The organism is Flavobacterium sp. ZT3R18 (assembly GCF_007097385.1).
GTDB lineage: Bacteria > Bacteroidota > Bacteroidia > Flavobacteriales > Flavobacteriaceae > Flavobacterium.
Map to the genome: position 1 here is coordinate 236110 of NZ_VJZS01000002.1, position 23561 is coordinate 259670.

Sequence of the window (23561 nt, forward strand, 5' to 3'; positions counted from 1 at the left end):
GCTATATTTGTGAACCAATATTCATTCAATGCAAAAAAAGCTCCTATATCTATTTTTTTTATTTGTGCTGCAAATCAGTTTCGCCCAAACAAATTTGTCGTGGCAGGGCTATTTCTCCTACACCCAAATCAAAGCTGTTTCCCAATCGCCAACGGCAATTTATGCCGCTTCCGAAAACGCCTTATTTTCAAAAAATGCAAACACGGGCATTATAAAAACCACCACCACAATCGATGGTCTTTCGGGCGAAACCATCACAGCATTGTATTATAGTCCAACTTCCAATAAAACCATTGTAGGCTATCAAAACGGCTTGCTAATCGTCATCAACGAAGCCGATGGATCGATGCTGAAAGTAGTCGATATTATCAATAAAAATATACCTACGAACGTAAAACGAATCAATAATTTCATGGAATATGGCGGAATACTATATGTCGCTACCGACTTTGGAATTGTGCAATTCAACTTGACCACTTCTCGGTTTGGCGATACGTATTTCATAGGAGATAATGGCGCCGAAATCAAAGTGTCTCAAACCACCGTTTACAATGGATTTATTTACGCTTCGACTTCAAGCGGAATTAGAAAAGGAGATATAAAAAACCCTAATTTAATTGATTACAAGCAATGGCAGGTGATAAATGCCGGCAATTGGTCAGGAATTACCGCTTTCGAAAAAGATTTGTATGCAGTAAATGCAGCGGGCTATGTTCATAAATACGATTCAGCTTCCAATACGTTTACTGGATTTTTGCCATTGCCAGAGATGACAACTGACTTTCGAACCGCTACCAATTATTTTGTTATAACCACTCCCAATACTGTATATGTGTACAATAAACAAATGGTATTGCAGCGTCAAATAAACAAGAGTCAAATTTCAGGGATTAACTCGACTTTTAGCTGTGCTACGATAACAAATGATTTTATTTATATAGGAACCACCGAAAACGGATTGATTAACACCTCGCTTTCGACTGTTTCAAATTATGAAAATATAACACCCATTGGCCCTTCCAGAAATACTATTTTCTCGATGCAAGTCAGTCCCACACAGCTTTGGGCGGTATATGGGGATTATGATATTTATTACAATCCTTACCCATTAGATGATTATGGTCTAAGTAAATTTACAACTTCGGGATGGTCGAATATCTCTTATGACAAAGTGTTAGGGGCAAAATCCATGACTCGAATTGCCATAAACCCAAGCAATGAAAAGGAAGTCTATGCCAGTTCATTTTTCTCCGGTTTATTAAAAATAGAAAATGATGTGCCAACAGTTTTGTACAATCAAACCAATAGTGGTCTGGAGTCGTTGTCTATAAGTCCACCAGATCCTAAATATATTGACATAAGAATAAACGGAGCAGCATTTGATAAATTAGGAAATTTTTGGGTAACCAACAGTAGAGTTGGAAATGGTTTAAAAGTAGTAAGTGCAAGTGGGCAATGGAAGAGTTATGCCATGGATAAAATTCTAGTTGGGTCTTCGAGTAACGATTTTGGGACTATGGTCATTGATAAAAATGGAACAAAATGGATGTCTACCAGCAAAAATGGAGTTGTTGGTTTTAATGAAAGCAGTAATGCATTCAAAAAAATCACTTTTGGACCAGATCAGGGAAATTTACCAGTACAAGATGTTAGGGCGGTAGCGGTTGATAATAAAAATGAACTTTGGATTGGTACAACAAAAGGGTTGCGCATTTTGTCTAATGTAGGGAGTTTTCAAACCGATAATCAATTGAAAACACATTCCATCATTATTATGGAGGATAATCTTGCTCAGGAATTATTATACGAGCAATTTATAACCGATATTGAAGTAGATGGTGCCAATAATAAATGGATAGGAACTGCCGATGCAGGCGTGTTTATGGTGTCTCCAAACGGTCAAGAAACCAAGTATCATTTTACCACAGACAATTCTCCTTTGCCTAGTAATGTTATAAACGACATTAGTATCAACAGCAGTACGGGAGAGGTTTTTATAGCTACATCCAAAGGGTTGATTTCGTTCAAAGGGATTGCTACTTCGGCTAGTGAAAATTTAAATAATGTGTATGTATTTCCCAATCCTGTTCGTCCAGAATACGAAGGAACGGTAAAAATAAACGGACTGCTCAACAAAGCCAATGTAAAAATTACCGATGTCGCTGGCAATCTGGTTTACGAAGCCACCTCCGAGGGAGGAACCTTAGAATGGGATACCACCGCTTTTGGAAAACACAAAGTAGCATCAGGGGTGTACATGATTTTTGTGTCTGCTCAGGATGGTATGGAAACCAAGGTCAAGAAAGTGATGATAATCCGTTGAAAAAACAGATAGCAGTTTTTAGATTTCAGATAGCAGTTTCAGAAATCTAAAATCTAAAATCTAAAATCTAAAATCTAAAATTGTTAGTCAAAACCAAAGCCATAGTAATTTCGTCTCTAAAATTCCAAGAGAAAAGCTTGATTGTAAAATGTTTTACTTTATCCAATGGATTGAAATCATACTTTGTTCGGGATGCTTTTTCGTCTCGAAAAGCGAGTCAAAAAATGGTATATTTTCAACCTTTGACGATTATCGAGATTGAAGCCGTTCATAAAAATAAAGGAACCTTAGAAAATTTCAAAGAAGTAAAGATATCGGCTCCTTTTCATTCGATACATTCTGATATTTTCAAAAGTACGATGGTACTATTTCTTTCCGAAATTTTGCACCATTCAATACATGAGGAAGAAAAAAACGAATCGTTGTTTACCTTTCTCGAAACCGCTTTGCATTGGTTAGATGAACATGATGAAATAAGTAATTTTCATTTGATTCTAATGTTGGAAACTACAAAATATTTAGGTTTTTATCCGGATACTTCCGACATGGACATGCCTTTTTTCGAAATGACAGAGGGCGTTTTCACCCCCTTTCATGCCATTAGTTCTCTCTCGGAACATGAAACGATGTTGTTTAAAAAGCTAATCCATTTGAAGTTCGATAACGATCAAAAAATATTTCATGTCATTGAAAGACAATTACTTTTGAAAGTTTTAATTGATTATTATAGTTTTCATTTGGACGGTTTCAAAAGACCTAAATCATTGGAGGTTTTGAAAGAAGTTTTCTCTTAGTAAAGGTTTTGAAATAAAGCGTCCAAAATTTGGCGAAGTTATTTTGGTCTTTTTCAAGGCGAAAAATCTTTAAATAGCTGGGCTATTGAAAGATTTTTTAACGAAGAAAAAGGACAAAAGAACGAGAAAAATTGGATGATTTATTTTAAAACATTTACTTAATTCAGTAAATAATGATTTTAAATGCACTTCATATTTAAATTCATAAGCGATTAATGCTATTTTTTCAGTTCTTTTCTTTGTTTTATTCAAAATTCCTTACTTTCGCACCTCGATTAAGAAAAGGATAAAATGAGCACAAAATTTACTGAATACAAAGGACTTGACTTGCCTACAGTGGCGTCAGAAGTACTGGATTTTTGGAAGAAAGAAAACATCTTTGAGAAAAGTGTAACCACTCGCGAAGGAAACACTCCTTACGTATTTTTTGAAGGGCCGCCTTCTGCCAACGGATTACCTGGAATTCACCACGTAATGGCACGAGCTATTAAAGATATTTTTTGCAGATATAAAACTCAAAAAGGTTTCCAAGTAAAGCGTAAAGCTGGTTGGGATACGCACGGATTACCTGTAGAATTGGGTACAGAGAAAGAACTTGGAATTACCAAAGAAGATATTGGAAAAAAAATAACCGTAGAGGAGTATAACGAAGCGTGCAAGAAAACCGTAATGCGTTATACCGATGTATGGAATGACCTGACCGAAAAAATGGGATATTGGGTTGATATGGAGGATCCGTATGTGACTTATAAATCCAAATACATGGAATCGGTTTGGTGGTTGTTGAAACAAATCTACAACAAGGATTTGATGTACAAAGGGTATACCATTCAGCCGTATTCTCCAAAAGCGGGAACAGGTTTGAGTTCGCATGAGGTAAACCAACCAGGAAGTTACAGAGATGTAACCGATACAACAGTTGTAGCTCAATTTAAAGTAATGGAAGATCAAAAAGAATTGGTTTTCAATACTTTTTATGACTACATCAGTTCTAATAATTTAAAACATTATAAGTTCGAAAGATTAGATTTGGATGAAATTCATTTTCTAGCTTGGACGACTACACCTTGGACTTTACCAAGTAATACCGCTTTGACAGTTGGTCCTAGAATTGAATATGTATTAGTAAAAACATTCAATCAATATACTTTCCGTCCATCGAATGTGATTTTGGCCAAAAATCTAGTGGGGAAACAATTCGGAAAAGGATTTTTTGAAAGTACCGATCCAGCTGATTTTGAAAATTTCAAAGAGGGAGATAAAAAAATACCGTTTCACATCCTTGCCGAATGCAAAGGAGCTGATTTAGTTGGGATTCGTTACGAACAATTAATGCAGTTTGCATTACCATACCAAAATCCAGAAAATGCTTTTAGAGTAATTTCAGGAGATTTCGTAACAACCGAAGATGGAACCGGAATTGTACACACTGCCCCAACTTTTGGAGCAGATGATGCCAAGGTTGCCAAAGAAGCTACACCCGAGGTACCACCAATGTTGGTTCTTGACGAAAATGAAAACCCAGTTCCATTAGTAGATTTACAAGGAAAATTCACCTCGCACATGGGAGAATTTGCCGGTAAATATGTGAAAAACGAATATTATACTGAGGCAGATGCTCCAGAACGTTCTATAGACGTAGAGATTGCCATTCGATTAAAAGAAGAAAATAAAGCGTTCAAAGTAGAGAAATACGTGCACAGTTATCCTCATTGTTGGAGAACCGATACACCTATATTGTACTATCCTTTGGATTCATGGTTTATAAAAATCACTGAGGTTAGAGATCGTATGTTCGACCTTAACGAAACCATCAACTGGAAGCCAAAAGCAACTGGAGAAGGACGTTTTGGAAATTGGTTGAAAAATGCTAACGATTGGAATTTATCGCGCTCTCGTTTTTGGGGAATTCCATTGCCAATTTGGAGAACCGAAGATGGAACCGAAGAAGTGCTGATAGGATCTGTTGAAGAATTATACAACGAAATTGAAAAAGCAGTTCAGGCTGGTGTTCAATCTGAGAATCCTTTCAAGGAATTTCAAGTAGGAAACATGTCTGAAGCCAATTATGATTTAATTGATTTGCATAAAAATGTAGTTGACCAAATTACGTTAGTTTCAGCTTCTGGAAAAGCCATGAAGCGTGAAGCCGATTTGATAGATGTTTGGTTTGACTCAGGAGCAATGCCGTATGCACAATGGCATTATCCTTTTGAAAACAAAGAAAAAATAGACGATAACAAAGATTATCCAGCCGATTTTATTGCCGAAGGAGTCGATCAAACCAGAGGTTGGTTTTATACTTTGCACGCTATCGGAACTTTGGTTTTTGATAAAGTGGCTTACAAAAATGTAGTGTCAAACGGATTAGTTTTAGATAAAAACGGACAAAAAATGTCTAAACGTTTGGGTAACGCTGCCGATCCTTTTGAAACTTTAAAAGAATACGGTCCAGATGCCACACGTTGGTACATGATATCGAATGCCAATCCTTGGGATAATTTAAAATTCGATTTAGAAGGAATTGCGGAGGTGCGTCGTAAGTTCTTTGGGACTTTGTACAACACCTATTCGTTCTTTAGTTTGTATGCCAATATAGACGGATTCAAATACACAGAAGCCGAAATTCCGGTAAACGAAAGACCTGAAATTGACCAATGGATTATTTCTGAGTTGAATACCTTAATTGCAGATGTGGATGGTTTTTATGCCGATTACGAGCCTACAAAAGCCGCTCGTGCCATCTCTGAGTTTGTTCAAGAAAACCTAAGTAACTGGTATGTTCGTTTGTGTCGCCGTCGTTTCTGGAAAGGCGAATATGCACAAGATAAAGTAGCGGCTTACCAAACACTTTATACCTGTTTGTTAACCATAAGTAAACTGGGTGCGCCTATTGCTCCTTTCTTTATGGACGGACTTTACAGAGACTTAACAAGGGCTACACAATCAGAAAATTTTGAGTCAGTACATTTGGCTCAGTTTCCAGTTTCGGTTGAAAAGTATGTTAATAAAATGTTAGAGAGTAAAATGCAGAAAGCACAGACTATCTCATCGCTTGTTTTATCGCTTAGAAAAAAGGAGATGATTAAAGTGCGTCAGCCCTTGCAAAAGGTAATGATTCCGGTGCTTGACGAGAGTCAAAGACTAGAGATTGAAGCTGTTTCTGATTTAATAAAAGCAGAAGTAAACGTAAAAGAAATCGTTCTTTTGGATGATGCTTCAGGTATTTTGATCAAACAAATAAAGCCAAATTTTAAAGCATTAGGTCCAAGATTTGGAAAAGACATGGGATTGATTTCCAAAGAGATACAAAATCTGTCTACAGAACAAATCTCACAATTTGATAAAGAGGGTAGTTTAAGCATTATTATTGCAGGAAATAGTGTAACTTTATCCTTAGAAGATGTGGAAATATCGTCACAGGATATAGAAGGATGGTTGGTTGCCAATTCAAACGGAATAACAGTTGCGTTGGATATTACAATTTCTCCAGAACTGAAAGAAGAAGGGATTGCGAGAGAATTAGTAAACAGAATCCAAAATATACGTAAAGATACTGGGTTTGAGGTAACCGATAAAATTAAAGTACATTTGCAAAAAAATGACACTTTGGAAACAGCAGTAAAAGCCAATGAGGACTATATTAAATCAGAAACATTAACAGAAGTACTTGTTTTTGAAGAGATTATAGTAGACGGCACGGAAATTGATTTTGACGGAATAACAACAAAAATAACAATCACTAAAAATTAGTATTATGGTAGATGAAAGTGTAAGATACTCTGACGCTGATTTAGCAGAGTTCAAGGAAATTATTCAAAAGAAAATCACTAAAGCTCAAGAAGATTTAGATTTGATAAAAAGCGCTTACATGAATGACCTTAATAATGGGACGGATGATACATCACCAACATTTAAAGCATTTGAAGAAGGAAGTGAAATCATGTCTAAAGAAGCCAACTCACAACTTGCGATTCGACAAGAAAAGTTTATTCGTGATCTAAAGAATGCACTTTTCCGTGTTGAGAATAAAACATACGGAGTTTGTAGAGTTACGGGACAATTAATTGGAAAAGAAAGATTAAAAATTGTTCCTCACGCTACAATGAGCATTGAGGCCAAAAATTTGCAAAAATAATTTTGCTGCAATAAAATAATTAACGCTCCTTTTGGAGCGTTTTTTTTGATTAAATTGTTACTTTTACGCCATTAAATTATCAAAAAATGTCATTATTTAAAGCATACTTCCTGGTTATTCTTATACTACTAGTCGACCAATTCTCTAAAATATATGTAAAAACCAATTTTATTTTAGGCGAAGAAGTTCACGTTTTCAATTGGTTTCAAATTCATTTTATTGAAAATGAAGGAATGGCTTGGGGTACCAAAATTCCCGGTGAGTACGGAAAATTAATCTTAACAGTTTTTAGACTCTTCGCCGTAACGGGAATTGGCTACTGGTTGTGGGATGCTGTAGAAAGAAAAAAGAGCTCCAATTATCTTGTTGTGGCCATTGCTTTGATATTGGCTGGTGCATTTGGAAACATTATCGATTCTGTTTTTTACGGAGTGATTTTTGATGATAGCCACCAACAAGTGGCTACTTTATTTGCAGACAAACCGTATGGAACTTGGTTAAACGGACAAGTTGTCGATATGTTTTATTTCCCTTTTTGGCATGGAGTTCTACCGAGTTGGATGCCAATTTGGGGCGGAAAAGAATTTACCTTCTTCAACGCTATTTTCAATATTGCCGATATGGCCATCTCAACAGGCGTTGGAATTTTAATTGTTTTCAATAAAAAAGCATTTCATAAAAATAATTAAGGTTTTCAATCCAATCCTTTTTAAAAATATTAGGGCAAGACCACAATAGAAAAAGGGGCTACTTAGCATATCGCTTGGTCGCCCCTTTTTCTATTGCGGTCGGGCTATACGCGCTACTTCGGTAGCTAGCTCCTATCCCTCTTGCGCTCGTATATCGAGATGTTTATTGGTATATGGGACAATTTTGCTTTTGATTTTAAACTAATAAAGAATTAAAATTTGTCACAGTTTAGTATTCACGAAGCTTTCTAAATCCTATTTTTATTTCCCACCTTAGAATAATAGTATTAATTGCATTTTCTACTCATTTTGTAATAGAGTTTTATTTTGAATTTAAGTAATTATTAATTTACAATTTAGTTTTTAATTTTCAGTATAGGCGCATTAATTCTGTTTTATTTTAAAATATTATAGGAAAATATTTAAATAATCGCTTATATTTGAACAAAATAATTTAAGCTAAAATTACAGTATCATTCGTTAAAACGCACAATGTTAATAATGAGTGGGAAGGGAAGTATAGAAGCTTTAATTTTTATTAAAAATAGTATTTAGAATATGAAAGAAAGAATTTTAGAGTTTGTTTTAGAATTGGATTTATTTACGAAACCTGATATTTTGCGGGTTGTAGCGATTATATTTTTACTCCTGATTACGGCATCTTCCCTCTTTTTTGTTTGGGGAAAATTAAAACCAAAAGCCAATTTAAGTGAATTAAAATCAAGAACCAAATCTTGGTGGGTAATGGTTGTTTTTTTTGTTTTTTCGGCTCTTTTAGACAGAGAAATTACTTTTCCAGCTATAGGGCTTTTATCTTTTATCGCGTTTCGAGAATTATATTCTATACTTGATTTTAGGGATGCAGATAGAAGAGCAATATTCTGTGCCTTTCTGGCTATCCCTATTCAATATTATCTAGCATATATTGGTTGGTATATGTTGTTTATTATTTTTATTCCAGTGTATATGTTTTTATTTATTCCTGTACGATTAGTCATTATAGGAGAAACAAAAGGAATCATTAAATCAATGGCCTCGATGCAGTGGGCTCTGATGCTTACCGTATTTGGAATAAGTCATTTAGCTTATTTTCTATCATTGCCTGTAAATGTTCCGAATTTTAAAAATGGAGGACAAGGACTTTTGCTTTTTCTAGTTTTTGTCACAGAAATCAATGATGTTTTGCAATTTGTTTGGGGGAAATTGCTGGGTAAGCATAAAATTACCCCAAGCGTAAGCCCCAATAAAACGTGGGAAGGATTTGTAGGAGGTGTCATTAGTACTACAATTGTAGGTTATTCTATTGGTTTTTTAACACCACTATTGGGCTGGCAAGTTGCATTGGCGAGTTTCATAATTGCATGTACAGGTTTTTTTGGAGATATTGTAATGTCGGCTATTAAAAGAGATTTGGGAGTAAAAGATACGGGGAATAGTATTCCGGGTCATGGAGGTATTCTGGATAGATTAGATTCTTTGACGTATACCGCACCTATTTTCTTTCACTTGGTTTATTATTGGATATTTTAATGAAAAAGATAGTACTCATTCTGTGTTATTCCGTAGTTGTTCGGAATTTTTTAAACATTATTGTTGGTGTAAAATTCTCGAAGTCTAGTTTTCTAAAAGAAGAAAAGCAATTTATACTTATTGCAAACCACAATAGCCATCTCGACGCAATGTCTATCATGGCTTCGTTGCCAAAATCTATGCTCCATAAAGTAAAACCAGTAGCGGCACAAGATCATTTTGGTAAAACTAAATGGCAGGCATGGCTTAGTAATTATTTTATAAATACGTTGTTGATTCAGCGTAAATCGGACAAAGAGAATCCGGAGAATGATCCCATTTTCAAAATGAATAAAGCACTAAAAGAAGGACATTCGTTAATTATTTTTCCAGAAGGGACCCGAGGTGCTCCCAATTTAGCCAAAGAATTTAAAGCAGGTGTGGCCTTGGTATTAATAGAAAATCCACATATACCTTATGTTCCTATTTATTTAAAATCGATGGGGAAAGCAATGCCAAAAGGGGATAATCTTATTGTTCCTCACGAAAGCGCTATTGTATATGGAACTCCCGTAAAAATTTCAAGTGATAATGTAACCGAGATATTAGAACAGATGAAAAGAGAAATTGAGAATCTAAATAAAATTAATCTATAAATATAAATGATATCAATCTATAATTTGAAACCTAAGTTTCAATCACTCTTAAGGCCTGTTTTAGAATTTTTACATTCAAAAGGCGTTACGGCAAATCAAATAACCTTGGCTTCTGTTTTTTGGTCTTTTCTAGTGGCAACTTTGTTTTGGTTCGCAGATTCCAATTCTTATTTTTTTCTGGCACTTCCCATAGGCTTATTTGTTCGTATGGCATTGAATGCGCTTGACGGAATGATGGCAAGAATTTACAAACAACAATCTAAACTTGGAGAAGTTTTGAATGAATTGGGTGATGTGATTTCGGATGTGGTTTTGTTTTTGCCTCTACTAAAATACGAGCCAAATGCCTTATACTTTATCTTGATTTTTATTTGCCTAAGCATCATCAATGAATTTGCGGGTATTCTGGCCAAAGTAGTTTCTGGAGAGCGCCGTTATGATGGACCAATGGGCAAAAGTGATCGTGCTTTTATGATTGGCTTCTATGGATTACTATGCTTCTTTGGGCACTATCATTTTGAGTTTTCATCCTATATTTTCATTTTCTTAATAGCATTGGTAGGCCTAAGTACATTTACAAGATTAAAAAAAGCATTAATATAAAATCATTAACACTATGAACATTAAAAGACAAGCAACAGAGCATACTTTTACAAGCCATGATGGGCAAGTTATATTTTATAGAAATTGGAAAGAAACTACCGAACAACCTGCGGATAGAGTTATAGTATTACTACACCGTGGGCATGAACATTCTGGAAGGATTGAGCATATAGTCAATGAATTAAACATGAATGATACTGCTTTTTTCGCATGGGATGTACGTGGCTGTGGACGTACAGAAGGGCCAAGAGGTTACGCGCCAAGTTTTATGACATGGGTTCAAGATTTGGATGTTTTTGTACAACATATAAACCGCCAATATGGAATTCCAATTGAAAATATAGTCGTCATTGCACAAAGTGTTGGAGCCGTAATTGCGGCTACTTGGGTACACGATTATGCCCCAAAAATAAAGGCTTTGATCTTGGCTTCGCCTGCTTTTAGTGTAGATTTAATTTTCCCTGGAGCAAAACAAGGAATTGCTTTGTATCAAAAACTTTTTGGTCAGTTTTTTGTCAAATCCTACGTAAAAGGAAAGCAATTAACTCACGATCCTGAGCGTGTAAAATCATATCATACGGATCCCTTGGTGGCTTTGCCAATAGCTTCAAATGTTTTGCTGGATTTGTATACGGTTTCAGATCGAATCATTTCAGATGCTGGGGCAATTGTTACCCCTACTCAAATATTAATATCGGGGAAAGACGCCGTGGTGAGAGATAAACAACAACATCAATTCTTTGATAGTTTAAGCTCTGCTATAAAGGAAAAACATGTTCTGAATGGATTTTTTCATGATACTTTGGGAGAATTGGATAGAGAAATAGCATTTGATTTGATTCGTAAGTTTGTCCAAAAAGTAGAAAGCAATACAACCAAAGTTGATTTATTAGATGCTGATACAAAAGGATATACTTTTAATGAATATCAGGAATTATTAAAGCCAAAAGCATCTTCTTTTTTCAATGAAATTAATTTTGCTTTGACTCGTGGTTCTATGAAATTAATTGGGAAACGAGCTTCAAAAGGAGTGAAAATTGGGGTAGAAACTGGTTTTGATTCGGGTAGTTCTTTAGATTACGTGTACTTAAATAAAGCTCAAGGATTGGGGTTTTATAAAGCAATTGGATTAGGAAAAATTATTGATCGAGGTTATTTAGATAGTATTGGTTGGCAAGGAATCCGTATTCGAAAGCAAAATTTAGAAAAATTAATCGGTAAATATATTGAAGTCCTTCATAATGAAAATATAGAAGTACGCATAATGGATATTGCCTCTGGCCACGGTAGGTATATTCTAGATGCTATTGTTCCTCATAGAGAAAAAGTTTCATCTGTTCTATTACGAGATTATAGTGATATAAATGTAAAAGCTGGTTCTGAAATGATTGCAGAAAGAAAACTAACCGCTTTTGCCGAATTTAAAAATGCAGATGCCTTTTATGAAGAAGGAATTGCAAGTGTGAATCCCAAGCCAAGTATTGCTGTAGTCTCTGGAGTGTATGAATTGTTTTCGGATAATAATTTATTAAAAGCGTCTTTGAGCGGATTAAATAAAGCCATTGTAAAAGGAGGATATTTAATTTATACGAACCAACCTTGGCATCCGCAGGTAGAATTAATAGCTAGAACACTAAACAATCACCAAGGAAAAGGGCGCTGGGTTATGCGCAGAAGAACTCAAGCCGAAATGGATCAATTGGTCGCCAATGCAGGTTTTGAAAAAATTGAGCAATTGCAGGATCAATGGGGGATTTTCACGGTATCGGTGGCTAGGAAATTATAGGAAAAAGGTCGGTTATGAATCTTTTTTAGAATAAAAAGGAACTCTTTTATTTTAAAAAATAAACAAATGAAAACAATGAAATTTATGAATACAATAAAGAAAGTAATAATTCTATTTGCAGTAATTGCAATGGCAATTGGATGTAAAAAAGGAGATGTGCCCACAGAAGAAATGAATATTGCAGTTGGAGATTCTGTCTCTAGTGAAGTTGTTGATACTGCCTCCGTTGATACTGCTTCCCCTGACTCTACATCAACTCCATCTCCATCATCTTCAACTTCTGGAAAAGCTCGCATTCCAGCAGGTAAAGCGTATAAAACAGACAAGAGTGAGGAGACTGTCGAACCAGTTACGGGTGATAAAAAAATCATACGCACTGCGGATCTAACGATTAAAGTGAAAGACGTGACACGATCTACTTATGAAATCGAAGACATAACGGAAGAGTTTGGAGGCTTTGTAGAATCTGCGAATCAGTCCAATGAAATAATTGAGCAGTCTAAAACTGAAGTAAGCAAAGACAGCATACTGGAGATAACGAAATATAGCATAAAAAGTAATATTGAGATTCGTGTACCTAGCAAAAATCTTAGTGCGACCATTAAAGCGATTTCTAGGCAAATAGGTTTTGTAGATTCCTATAATATAAAAGCTGATGATGTTTCCTTAAGAATGCGTTCAAACGAGCTTACTCAAAAAAGGAGCATCAATACAGAAAAAAGGGTTGAAAAAGCCATCGATACGAAAGGAGTAAAGATGAAAGATGTTATCAATGCTGAAAACAGTTTGGCGGAGAAAAAAGAAGAAAGAGATAATGCTAGATTAGAAAACATATCAATGCAAGATCAGGTAAACTTTAGTACACTTAGCATTCAAATATATCAAGATGAGCTTGTGAAAAAAGAATTAATTGCCAATGCAACGGACATCAATTCTTACAAGCCTAGTATTGGAACACGAATTGCAGATTCTTTAAAATCAGGCTGGTATGTATTGGCCAATATCATTGATTTTATTTTTAGAATATGGTGGTTTATAGCTTTATGTTTTTTAGCTTTTTGGCTTTACAAAAAATATATAAAAGAAAAAGAATAAAAACTTCAATATTAAAAAGTGTTAAGTGACTCGGATAATTTAATGTCGTATTTTATAATGCAATTTTTCCGAATTTACTGAAATCTGCATCGAAAATAAATACGGGATTATTTATTTCTAAATTACTAAGTAGAATTAAGGAGCATTGTCACTCCTCAGCTGTCAAAAAGCACTACAAAGTAGGTTACTGCACAGTTGTTTACCACGAAGGCAAAGTACTAGGAAAAGGTTTGTCCTTGAGACACTCAAATTATAAATAAACTTAGTGACTTTGAAGCTTCGGGACAATTTCTATTCGTTATTTCTTTGTAGTTAACCGTTTGTTTTACCTAAGTAGTTGTGACAACTTTAAATTGTGACTTTTTTTGAATCGAGGTATAAAAGAAACAAGTGCTAAGGGAAACCTCTTGCATAAAACAAGTAGTTGGCAGAAATTTTGAAACAACAGTTCGTTTAATAGAAAATTTATACAAATGACACACGCTGAAATATTAAAAAAAATAGAATGGAAAGACTTAAAAAAACTTTCTGTTAGAGAAATGCTTATTGAAAATAATTTGACAATTCCGTGGCTGGTTATTTCTTTAACATTGGCATATTTTAAATTTTATTTATTGGCTTTGCCTTTTTCCGGTTTTTATTTTATAACCGCATTAAGACAAGTTCATAATGGTTTTCATAACTCACTTGGAACAAATAAGTTTTTAACTTGGCTAACTTTGTATTTGAATAGTCTATCAATGGTGTCTTCAATTCACGCAGTAAAATTTAATCATATTCGGCATCATAAATATTGTTTAACGGAAAAAGATTATGAAGGTAAATCAGCAGGAATGTCTTGGTATGGAGCAATTTTATATGGACCGATTCATATGTTTTTAATACATAAAGTCACTTTACAACTTGGAAATAAAAACTATGTGAAAAATGTAATCTTTGAATTAGTATCTATTGCTATTTTCACTTGTATAGTCTTTTATTTCAACATAAATTTTCTAATTTATCATATTATTGTTATGGTTATTGGGGAATTTCTTATGGCATTTTTTGCTGTTTGGACAGTTCATCACGACACAGATGATAACCCTGAATTTGCACGAACACAAAGAGATGGTTGGAAAAATAAAATTACATTTAGTATGTTTTACCATTTAGAACATCATTTATTTCCAGCAGTTCCTACAATTAAACTACCTGAATTAGCGAAGCGAATAGATGATAGTATTCCTGAATTAACCAAAAAACAAACTTTTTGACAATCGATTAAAAATAACGTTTGCCAATACACGTTTTGCAGTATTTGGGCATTTAGTGGAATTAACGTAATCAAGAACATTTTACGTAAAGCAAAAAACTCATTTCATAATTCCCCACCATCGCAAGAGCGCGAGAACCTTCTTAATATAGATAAACGCTTTGGAAAGGGATAGTTTTAGATTACAAATAAAGCATAATGAATTTACAACTTTATACAATAAAAACAAGTAATACTTATTTTATTAAAAATTAAACAGATGAAAAAAAATAAATATTTAGCTTTAGTTGGCATTATCGTAATAACAACATTGTCTTTTTTTTCTTGTAAAAAAAACTTATCAGAAAATCAAAAAGTCTTTTTAGATTTTGCGAAAGCGGAAGATACTTATTCGGGTGGTGGATATTATTATAATTTGGACTTACATAGTAATTATGACCAAGAACCTATTTATTACGACAGCATTTTTAACATTTCAAAACTAAAAAAAGAATTACAGGACTCATTGCAATTACTAGAAAAAGAAGGAGGTGGTTATATAATTGATTATTCCAAAACAAGTACACCCATTCAATATCCCCATAAATTTTCATTTAAAAAGATAAAATCTAATTCTTACAATGTAAAATTATCAATTTTTATACCTGATGGTTATGAGCATTTTTCTCTTGGAAAGGAAGATATTGGTGAAAAGTTGTCAAAAAATGGGATGAATATAACCTTATTAGATATTAGAAATGATGCTGCTACATTATTGATTGAAAATACTGCTGAAAAAATGGATTATTCCTATACCTATGGAATAAGGGCCAATGAAGAAGATAACAATATTGCAAAAGGAGCGCCGATAGCTTATTCTAATTGCCTTTTTAGTGAAGAGTGGATTGAAAAACCTAATTTACAAAGTAAGCGCAGAAATGAAAATAATAATGATGTTTTGCAATTTGACTTTAGCAGATTAAATATGAGCTTAGTTGATCATGATGGGAGAACCATACAATCCGAAGGAAGGATTATTGATTTTAGACATTATTTATGGTATCGAAATCATGATATGCCTTATCCTGAAATGAAAAGTTCCTATTTAGATTTACAACGTCGTTATAAAGAAGGAGATAAAAATCCTAATCATAGATATAATGGAATTAGTGTTGTAAATGTACGAGGGTTGGGGAAAATAAAGAAACTCGATTTTTTCTTACGTTCCAACAAAGGTCATATTGAGGTAATTGATTTTGGAGAAATTTTTCTTCAAAAAAATAAAGAAAAAGAAGATAATGAAACTCAAGATTTTTCGCAATATAAAACTTATACAAATTTAAATGATTCGATTGTAAAGAAGCTGTTAAAAATAGATATTGCTGCCTTAGTCCAAACAAATTCTCATTTGCTTTATGCTTCATTGCCGTTAAAGTATTCTGAATCACTTGGATTTTCATTTGATGATATGTATTTAAAAACAGATAAAAATGATTCAATTAAAATTACCGATTATGAAAAGACATCTATTATAAATAGAATAGGAAATTTTGAAAGTACAAATAATAAAGGAATAACTATAGAAAGTGTTGATCCTAAATATACTTATGTTAGTGGAAAAGTTGGAATAAATAGGCCTGTTTATGAAGATAAAAAATTTACAATTAATAATTTACCTAATGGGTTTATTTATAATAAGGAAAATAATACTTTAGAAATTGAATATGAAATGTATTATTATGAGAATGAGATATATGGATTTGAAAATTTAAATTCAAAAAAAACAATTCCTATTTATCTAGAGTCGAACAGCAATCAAATTGTATACAAATTCAAAATGACTCCATCTCATATAATTATAAGAGAAAAAAAATCTGCAAACGATATCGAAATTCCATTTAAATTAAAAATTCCCAAAAAGCAATACTATATTAATACCTATAATAAAACTTAATCCTATTCAAGGTCATTTCTGGTAACAAACTCTTTGGGTTGGGGTGTATGGATTTTTTGAATGTAGAGCCTCTGTTAAAATTAATGTAAGTTTTGAATTAAGGAAATCGTTCCAGCTTCAAGATGTTTTTTGTCAACAGTATTATAATGCGTGAAGAAATGGCTTAACCAGAAGTTGTTGAATACCGCCCAAATTAAAGGAAGAAAACGAAATGTTGTGGAAATTGAAAGAAATGGAATACGTTGAAAAATCGCGGATAAAATTAGTGAGAAGCTTTTCCAGGAATTATCGCTAAAAAAGTATCAAATGAAAAAAACATTATTGCTTTCACTGGCCATCGTTATTATGAATTGTGGAAATAAAGCTGAATCAAATTCAGATAAAATCCCTGAAATTAAAATAGATACATTACAGGATTTCAAAGAGAAAAATGAAAAATACAAAGTTACTTTTGAAAAGCACTTTAACGTAAGTAATATTAATGATACTGTTTTTAAAGATGTTATTGAAATAACAGATAATAATGTTGCAACAAATGGAAAAGATTATCTATTTGATATTTCAATCTCTAAAACAATAAAGGTACCTGTTGTTTTTGTTCAAGCTCAAGTGCCATTAAATCTGTTGCCTCACATCTATCCTGAATTTTCCAGAATAATTGTTGTTTCACCAAATTGGAAATATTATCAAGAGATGTCTAATCAAAAATTAGGTGAAGGTTTGGCGTGTGAACCTATGGCTAGTTCCATAATTTATGAGTTTAAGAGAGAAAATAATAGAGTAAAGAAGGACAGTTTAGTATTAATGGGGAGTTTTCCAAAAATGGAATTTGCGAATAAAAGCAAACCTGAAACCAATAAGGTGGAAGTTTATTTTAGTGAAAGTTACGGTTCTGTCTGTTGTCCAAGAGATGAACAATGGGATAATAGACCAAGTCGGGATGAATTTGCAGCAAATTTTGAAAAAATAAATAAAATAAAAATAACTAATACTTATAGGGAGCCTCATGGAAAAGAGGGTGAAGCATTTTATTATTATTCATTAAAAGGATTATCAAATAAGTTAAAATTAAATTTTATTTTGGAAAGAACATTTTCCCGAATAATCAACAGACATTTGAAAGACCTAATGATAACCCCAAAAATTTATACTCCAACGATATTGGAAGTTAATAACAGAATGAAAAAAACATAAAAAACTACACCGATGTCTCGAATTTAGACAAATTGCAATAGTTGAAAGTCAAGTTGTAAATAGGGACTTTTAAACAAACAATAAAACAACAACAAACCCCGGCTCGCACGTAAACAAAGTTTACTACCATAATTATGAAAACTATACTTACATTACTATTAGTATTTATTTCGATGCTGACTTTTGGACAAAAAAAAGTTAGCAAAGACTGTTTAATTGCTTATATCGACACAACTTCTGGAAAAGAATTAACAGGTTATAAATCTTTGAACGGTGAAATCATAATTAAAGCAAAATATCTAAATGGTTCTGACACATTATGCGGAATGGCAATTGTATTGAATTCCGAATTTGGGTTTGTAGGAATAAACAGAAATGATAGTATAATACTAAAACCTTACACTTATGACAACGGACCAGATTATTTAGAGGAAGGGTTATTTAGATTTGTAGAAAACGGTAAAATAGGTTTTGCAAATTTAGAGGGACAAAAAATAATAAGAGCTAAATATGATTTTGTAACACCTTTTTCTGATGGAATTTCCGAATATTCAATTGGTGGAGAAGAAATTTATGAAAATGGAAAATCCAAAAAACAAATAATTCAGGAAAGCGGATATGAAGGATTAGTTGACAAACATTGGACTTGGAGTGGAGATGTCAGAGAAAGTGGATACTTAAATAAATATGGACAACAATTTGAAAAGGTGACAGAATTAAAAAATAACAAAAGAGAAGCTTGGACAAAAGATAAAAAACATTTTTTACTCAACCAAAAAGGACAAATAATAAAAACTTACAATAAATAAGGTGGCTAAGAGGACTCAAAGCACTGGGACGGGGACGATAGCGCGAAACTTTTTTTCATTCCCAACATAATAAACAACTAAGACTAACGCATAAACGTTAAAAAATAAATAATCAAAATGAAAACATTAATTACTTTATTGATTCTTTTTTGAAAATAAATGGTTCTGCTCAAAACTTAAATCTTCGCAAAGCTATTCTAAAAAGTGACTTAATAATCGTGTGCAATGAATTCATTGTAAATAGTTTAACCAAATAATTGACAATATGAAAATAACTTTTAAAACATTACTTTTTTTAATTCTGATTTTTCAACTATTTAGCTGTAAAAAATCGAATAAAGAAAAAATTGTTGAAAAAAAACCAGTAAATGAAATTATTAGCAATTCTAAAGTTACAACCACAAATACTAAAATTGACTCCACGGATAACTATTCGTTTCCTGTTGATAGTATTCTAAAAGTTGAAATTCTTGCAACTGGAAATTTTCACGAAGATGAAGTAAATGAAAAGACAAATGAAAAAAAATGGTTTGGTCTTTTTAAAACCTTAAACGGGTATAAACTTTATGAAACCGAATTAATAACAAAACGGGTAAATGACCCTGTAGTTGATGAAAACGAAAATGATGAAACAGGTTGGGAAGTGAACACAACGATAAATGACACTTGCTTAATTTTAATCGAAAAACTTCCTTACTTAACGGAAAGAGAAATTGCAACTATTAAAATTCCTGAAACTATTCATCTGGGAGAAAAATTAAATTTTTCCTTTTCAGGTATTAACTATACTCTGTTTGCGACAGGAGAGAAAAAAAGGGAGGATGAAAATTCAGATTCATTTGTAGTTTCCAATTACAAACTATATTTAACAGCAAATAAAAATGGAAAAGAACAGACTGAACTTATTGTTGCCCAATCAAACTTTGATGATAAAATGATTCAAATAATTTTTGCTGGAGACATTGACGGAGATAATAAACTCGATCTAATTATTGATACTTCAAATCATTACAATGTTTCTAGACTAACAATGTATTTATCTAAGCCTGCTGAACATGGAAAAATTATTAAACCAATTGGAATGTTTACAAGCGTTGGATGCTAGTTAAATTACCTTGCGATTGAGTGTCATCGGCTTGCATTTTAATTGAAAATTAAAAAAATAACCCCTCTTCTCTATGATTTACATTTTATTATGCCTTTTAGGAATAATTATCATTACTGCTTTCGTTTTAAAAAGAATAAAAAAAAGCACTTCAATTTTAGAAATTATTATAGGAATTATTTATGTAAGTGTACACGTTTTACTATTTGTCGGATTGCAAATTCATAATAATCAATATTATATCGCTATTGACCCCATTGATGTGGAATGTTACACTCCATTTGGAGGAAAACATATTATTACTTTAATTTTTTATTATATAGCTTTCAATGTTTCAATTCTAATGATTTGGTCAAGAGGTCATAAATTACCGCCATTAGCCAAAGTGTTATTGCTCAGTGTTTTTTTGATTGGAATAATAGTCAATTTTTTTGTTTTGTTACAATTATCAAAACATAACGTAGATGACCTAGATGGTTTTGATGCTTATGGGAAATCAGACGATTTATATTTTTTCTTACCTGCGCCAATTATGAGTATATTGATTTCGATATTTCTTACTATCCATATTGTTAAAAACAAAATGATGATGGCTAATGAGAAGACTTATTCAAATAAATTTCTCAATAAAATAAATCTGTTTTTAGCTCAAAGAAACAATTTACCATTATGGAGCATTATCCTTCTAATTCCTCTATTGCTGGTTATCACCATAATTCTAATTTTATTTGGCCAAGATTCAAATTCACTGGTAAAAGTATTTACAGATACTGCAACCTGGAGATTATCCCAACAAATACATCCTTCTTTTTTAGACCATAAAGGACATTATCTATGTACGGTTGCAGTATCAGGAAATCCCAAAATTGTTAAACCTATTCGATTAGGAAAAAGACATGGGAAAACAATAATAGTTAACCGTCAATTGCTTATTGCAAACGCATTTGAGGAAATGATAGAGAACCTTTCTCCTAAATCACATCGATTAATACGTAGTAATTATGATAAATATGGTTATAATTTATCGAGGAAAATCAACACCGAACAAATGTCTAATTTGACTTATATTTTGATGAAACCTTTAGAATGGATATTTCTAATTTGTTTATACCTGTTTTGTAAAAAACCAGAAGAGAGAATTAATAAACAATATGCGATATAAATATACAAACGCAAAAGATGAGAACATTAATAAATACCAAACCAAGATAATGAACATACTTAAAGATATACCCGATCTTATAACGGCTGGTGTAATAACCCAAGAAACTGCGGATAGAATACAAGATTATTACAAGAGCAAAGCTGGTTCATTTACCAATAGGCTTTTTATTGTTTTTGGAATATTGGGTTCACTATTGCTTGGGCTTGGCATTATCTTAATTTTGGCTCACAACTGGGACGAACTTTCAAAAGAAACAAAAACAATAATTGCTTTTTTACCTCTTCTCTCAGGACAAGTATTTTGTGGTTACACACTACTCAAGAAACAAGACAGCGTTGCTTGGAGAGAAAGCAGTTCTTCTTTTTTGTTTTTTGCTGTTGGAGCAATTATGGCACTTATTGGTCAAATTTATAATATCCCTGGAGACATATCAACTTTTCTACTCACTTGGATGTTACTTTGTTTACCGTTGGTTTATCTAATGAATTCCTCTATCACTTCCTTACTTTATATAGTCGGAATCACCTATTATGCATTTTATACAGGTTGGGGATTATATTCAATAATTCCATATCAATATTGGGTGTTAATATCAGGTGTTTTTCCACATTATTATAATTTGTACAAAAAAAGACCTGAAAGCAATTTCATGATTTTTCATAATTGGCTAATTCCTATTTCTGTATCAATTGTTTTGATAACAGTTATAAAAGAAACGGAAGAGCTAATGTTTATTGCATACATGAGCCTTTTCGGATTTTTTTATTTGGTGGGAAATTTAGATTTTTTTGCCAGAAAAAAATTGAGAAATAACGGATATACAATTTTGGGTTCTCTTGGTACAATTTCATTATTGCTTTTTTTAAGCTTTGATTGGTTTTGGGAAGATTTGAAAATAGAAAAATTATCCTTCAATGAGGTAATTGCAGCATCAGAATTTTATGCCTCAGTAATTACTTCATTATTAGCTGGAGGACTTTTTTACATCCAACATAAAAACAAAAATCTTACAGATATAAAACCATTATCTGTTGTCTTCATTTTGTTTATCATAACATTTATCATCGGACTGTTTTCACCAATTGCCGTTATACTTATCAATATTTTTGTTTTGGCAATTGGTATCCTAACAATTAGTGACGGTGCAAAGCAAAATAATTTAAGCATCTTGAATTTTGGATTATTGATCATTACGGCACAGGTTGCATATCGATTCTTTGATGGTGATCTGAGTTTTGTAATAAGAGGCCTTTTATTTATGAGCTTGGGGATCGGATTTTTTGCGTCAAATTATTGGTTACTTAAAAAAAGAAAAAAAAATGAATAACAAGAAAATAATACTCATCGCTTTTGCTCTTATTGCATTGGTGCAAATGTATTTGCCCGCCAAAATGATTTTGGACAGAGAGAATGTGATACAAACCGGGACAGAATACAAATTCAGGACAGCTCCTGTAGATCCAAATGACCCATTTAGAGGGAAATACATTACACTTGATTATACAGAAAACAGTATTAAAATTCCGAAGAATCAGATTTGGAGAGAACGTGAAAAAATTTATGTTTCGCTCTCTACAGACAGCACTGGATTTGTCAAAATAAAATCGGTTTCAAAAGAAGAACCAATCGACAACAAAACCTTTGTGAAGGCTGAAGTATCCTATATAGATGGCAATATGCTTATAATTAATTATCCTTTTGATAGATTTTATATGGAAGAATCAAAAGCATACGATGCCGAATTAGCATACAGAGAATCACAAAGAGACACTGTTCGCGTAACATACGCATTGGTAAGTATTAAAGATGGCGATGCGGTATTAAAAGATGTGCTAATTGGCGGAATTTCAATAAAGAAATTAGCTTCTACAGAAATTTTAACGAAATAATCGTCTCGACAAATGCATGAGTTTTTTAAAGTGATGACCTATTCGATAATTTGTAGGCTTCGAAAGTCTAGAAATTACGACCACAAAGATTTTTCTTTAATAGGAAAATAGAAGCGTTCTAAAATCAATACGTATCAAATTTGATTTGCATTTTAATGAACCTTTAGAATCTGAAAAACCAGAAGAGATAATTACTAAACAATACTTAGCATAAATGTACCACTCTATCAAAAAAGCAAAAAAGCCAATGAGTAAATTCAACATATTATTCCTAATACTTTTAATTTCTTGCAACAATAAAAAAGAAGAAACTAATGCTTTAAAAAGAAAAAATGACTCTCTTAAAATTGAAGTAAAGAGTCAGGGATCAAATCAAAAAGTTCAATCTGCGGACACTATAAAAATTGCTTCAAAGGAAACACATTAAATTACAAATTCATTCCTGAATTGAAAAAATTCACATTGGAAAGTATAATTTGGAAAATAAAAGAAAAATAAAAAACCGGTTTAGCACAACAGTATCATGAAATTAAATTTACAATTAATTCTAGGGCTTTTTTTTATTTATCTAGCCTGTTTTCCATGCGCAATTCATCACAACAGAATCCAGTATTTGGA

The 23561-nt window shown here is 32.7% G+C and carries 18 protein-coding genes; all 18 read left to right on the forward strand.

From position 1 onward, the window contains the following. Window positions 1-28 precede the first annotated feature (28 nt). The 18 genes from FNW52_RS03620 to FNW52_RS03700 all read left to right on the forward strand — a co-directional run bounded on the left by FNW52_RS03620 (window position 29) and on the right by FNW52_RS03700 (window position 22943). Window positions 29-2323 (forward strand): T9SS type A sorting domain-containing protein, encoded by a 2295-nt coding sequence (locus FNW52_RS03620; RefSeq protein WP_143376086.1) that lies wholly within the window; start codon window positions 29-31, stop codon window positions 2321-2323. Between the two features lie 80 nt (window positions 2324-2403). Further along, complete coding sequence (gene recO / locus FNW52_RS03625; RefSeq protein ID WP_143376087.1) at window positions 2404-3117, forward strand: DNA repair protein RecO; 714 nt, start codon at window positions 2404-2406, stop codon at window positions 3115-3117. Between the two features lie 291 nt (window positions 3118-3408). Beyond that, complete coding sequence (gene ileS, locus FNW52_RS03630) at window positions 3409-6870, forward strand: isoleucine--tRNA ligase (protein ID WP_143376089.1); 3462 nt, start codon at window positions 3409-3411, stop codon at window positions 6868-6870. 4 nt (window positions 6871-6874) lie between these two features. Next, window positions 6875-7255, forward strand: a complete 381-nt coding sequence (locus tag FNW52_RS03635; RefSeq protein WP_116759708.1) for a TraR/DksA C4-type zinc finger protein — start codon at window positions 6875-6877, stop codon at window positions 7253-7255. 86 nt (window positions 7256-7341) lie between these two features. Beyond that, window positions 7342-7944, forward strand: coding sequence for a lipoprotein signal peptidase (locus tag FNW52_RS03640; RefSeq protein ID WP_143376090.1), 603 nt, complete (start codon window positions 7342-7344; stop codon window positions 7942-7944). 558 nt (window positions 7945-8502) lie between these two features. Further along, window positions 8503-9474: a phosphatidate cytidylyltransferase gene (locus FNW52_RS03645; protein WP_143376092.1), complete on the forward strand. Its 972-nt coding sequence runs from the start codon at window positions 8503-8505 to the stop codon at window positions 9472-9474. Next, window positions 9474-10109 carry a 1-acyl-sn-glycerol-3-phosphate acyltransferase gene (locus FNW52_RS03650; RefSeq protein WP_143376094.1) on the forward strand — a complete coding sequence of 212 codons (636 nt, stop codon included), beginning with the start codon at window positions 9474-9476 and terminating at the stop codon, window positions 10107-10109. The genes FNW52_RS03645 and FNW52_RS03650 overlap by 1 nt, the downstream gene beginning before the upstream one ends. A 6-nt stretch (window positions 10110-10115) precedes the next feature. Next, a complete protein-coding gene (locus FNW52_RS03655) occupies window positions 10116-10712 on the forward strand; it encodes a CDP-alcohol phosphatidyltransferase family protein (RefSeq protein ID WP_143376096.1) in 597 nt (198 codons plus the stop codon). Between the two features lie 13 nt (window positions 10713-10725). Further along, a complete protein-coding gene (locus FNW52_RS03660) occupies window positions 10726-12498 on the forward strand; it encodes a bifunctional alpha/beta hydrolase/class I SAM-dependent methyltransferase (protein ID WP_143376097.1) in 1773 nt (590 codons plus the stop codon). Between the two features lie 66 nt (window positions 12499-12564). After that, window positions 12565-13593, forward strand: a complete 1029-nt coding sequence (locus FNW52_RS03665; protein WP_143376099.1) for a DUF4349 domain-containing protein — start codon at window positions 12565-12567, stop codon at window positions 13591-13593. A 473-nt stretch (window positions 13594-14066) separates the two neighbouring features. Beyond that, the gene (locus FNW52_RS03670) at window positions 14067-14849 is read left to right on the forward strand and encodes a fatty acid desaturase (protein WP_143376101.1); all 783 of its coding nucleotides are present in this window, start codon (window positions 14067-14069) and stop codon (window positions 14847-14849) included. Between the two features lie 258 nt (window positions 14850-15107). Next, window positions 15108-16781 (forward strand): hypothetical protein, encoded by a 1674-nt coding sequence (locus FNW52_RS03675; protein ID WP_143376103.1) that lies wholly within the window; start codon window positions 15108-15110, stop codon window positions 16779-16781. Window positions 16782-17087: 306 nt separating this feature from the next. Then, the gene (locus FNW52_RS20665) at window positions 17088-17975 is read left to right on the forward strand and encodes a hypothetical protein (protein ID WP_185965912.1); all 888 of its coding nucleotides are present in this window, start codon (window positions 17088-17090) and stop codon (window positions 17973-17975) included. Window positions 17976-18109: 134 nt separating this feature from the next. After that, window positions 18110-18784, forward strand: coding sequence for a WG repeat-containing protein (locus FNW52_RS03680; protein WP_143376105.1), 675 nt, complete (start codon window positions 18110-18112; stop codon window positions 18782-18784). A 265-nt stretch (window positions 18785-19049) separates the two neighbouring features. Further along, window positions 19050-19889, forward strand: a complete 840-nt coding sequence (locus FNW52_RS03685) for a VCBS repeat-containing protein (protein WP_143376107.1) — start codon at window positions 19050-19052, stop codon at window positions 19887-19889. 73 nt (window positions 19890-19962) lie between these two features. Continuing rightward, window positions 19963-21051, forward strand: a complete 1089-nt coding sequence (locus tag FNW52_RS03690; RefSeq protein WP_143376109.1) for a DUF6688 family protein — start codon at window positions 19963-19965, stop codon at window positions 21049-21051. A gap of 49 nt (window positions 21052-21100) precedes the next feature. Continuing rightward, a complete protein-coding gene (locus tag FNW52_RS03695) occupies window positions 21101-22381 on the forward strand; it encodes a DUF2157 domain-containing protein (protein WP_185965913.1) in 1281 nt (426 codons plus the stop codon). Next, entirely contained in the window at window positions 22374-22943 is a 570-nt protein-coding gene (locus FNW52_RS03700) for a GDYXXLXY domain-containing protein (protein WP_143376113.1), read from the forward strand. Before FNW52_RS03695 ends, FNW52_RS03700 begins: the two co-directional genes overlap by 8 nt. The last annotated feature ends 618 nt before the right edge of the window (window positions 22944-23561 follow it).

What these genes read in the sequence shown, in the direction of transcription:
- FNW52_RS03620 (WP_143376086.1), top strand. Translation starts at nt 29, where the DNA reads ATGCAAAAAAAGCTCCTATATCTATTTTTTTTATTTGTGCTGCAAATC.
- ileS (WP_143376089.1), top strand. Translation starts at nt 3,409, where the DNA reads ATGAGCACAAAATTTACTGAATACAAAGGACTTGACTTGCCTACAGTG.
- FNW52_RS03635 (WP_116759708.1), top strand. Translation starts at nt 6,875, where the DNA reads ATGGTAGATGAAAGTGTAAGATACTCTGACGCTGATTTAGCAGAGTTC.
- FNW52_RS03640 (WP_143376090.1), top strand. Translation starts at nt 7,342, where the DNA reads ATGTCATTATTTAAAGCATACTTCCTGGTTATTCTTATACTACTAGTC.
- FNW52_RS03645 (WP_143376092.1), top strand. Translation starts at nt 8,503, where the DNA reads ATGAAAGAAAGAATTTTAGAGTTTGTTTTAGAATTGGATTTATTTACG.
- FNW52_RS03650 (WP_143376094.1), top strand. Translation starts at nt 9,474, where the DNA reads ATGAAAAAGATAGTACTCATTCTGTGTTATTCCGTAGTTGTTCGGAAT.
- FNW52_RS03655 (WP_143376096.1), top strand. Translation starts at nt 10,116, where the DNA reads ATGATATCAATCTATAATTTGAAACCTAAGTTTCAATCACTCTTAAGG.
- FNW52_RS03660 (WP_143376097.1), top strand. Translation starts at nt 10,726, where the DNA reads ATGAACATTAAAAGACAAGCAACAGAGCATACTTTTACAAGCCATGAT.
- FNW52_RS03665 (WP_143376099.1), top strand. Translation starts at nt 12,565, where the DNA reads ATGAAAACAATGAAATTTATGAATACAATAAAGAAAGTAATAATTCTA.
- FNW52_RS03670 (WP_143376101.1), top strand. Translation starts at nt 14,067, where the DNA reads ATGACACACGCTGAAATATTAAAAAAAATAGAATGGAAAGACTTAAAA.
- FNW52_RS03675 (WP_143376103.1), top strand. Translation starts at nt 15,108, where the DNA reads ATGAAAAAAAATAAATATTTAGCTTTAGTTGGCATTATCGTAATAACA.
- FNW52_RS20665 (WP_185965912.1), top strand. Translation starts at nt 17,088, where the DNA reads ATGAAAAAAACATTATTGCTTTCACTGGCCATCGTTATTATGAATTGT.
- FNW52_RS03680 (WP_143376105.1), top strand. Translation starts at nt 18,110, where the DNA reads ATGAAAACTATACTTACATTACTATTAGTATTTATTTCGATGCTGACT.
- FNW52_RS03685 (WP_143376107.1), top strand. Translation starts at nt 19,050, where the DNA reads ATGAAAATAACTTTTAAAACATTACTTTTTTTAATTCTGATTTTTCAA.
- FNW52_RS03690 (WP_143376109.1), top strand. Translation starts at nt 19,963, where the DNA reads ATGATTTACATTTTATTATGCCTTTTAGGAATAATTATCATTACTGCT.
- FNW52_RS03695 (WP_185965913.1), top strand. Translation starts at nt 21,101, where the DNA reads ATGAACATACTTAAAGATATACCCGATCTTATAACGGCTGGTGTAATA.
- FNW52_RS03700 (WP_143376113.1), top strand. Translation starts at nt 22,374, where the DNA reads ATGAATAACAAGAAAATAATACTCATCGCTTTTGCTCTTATTGCATTG.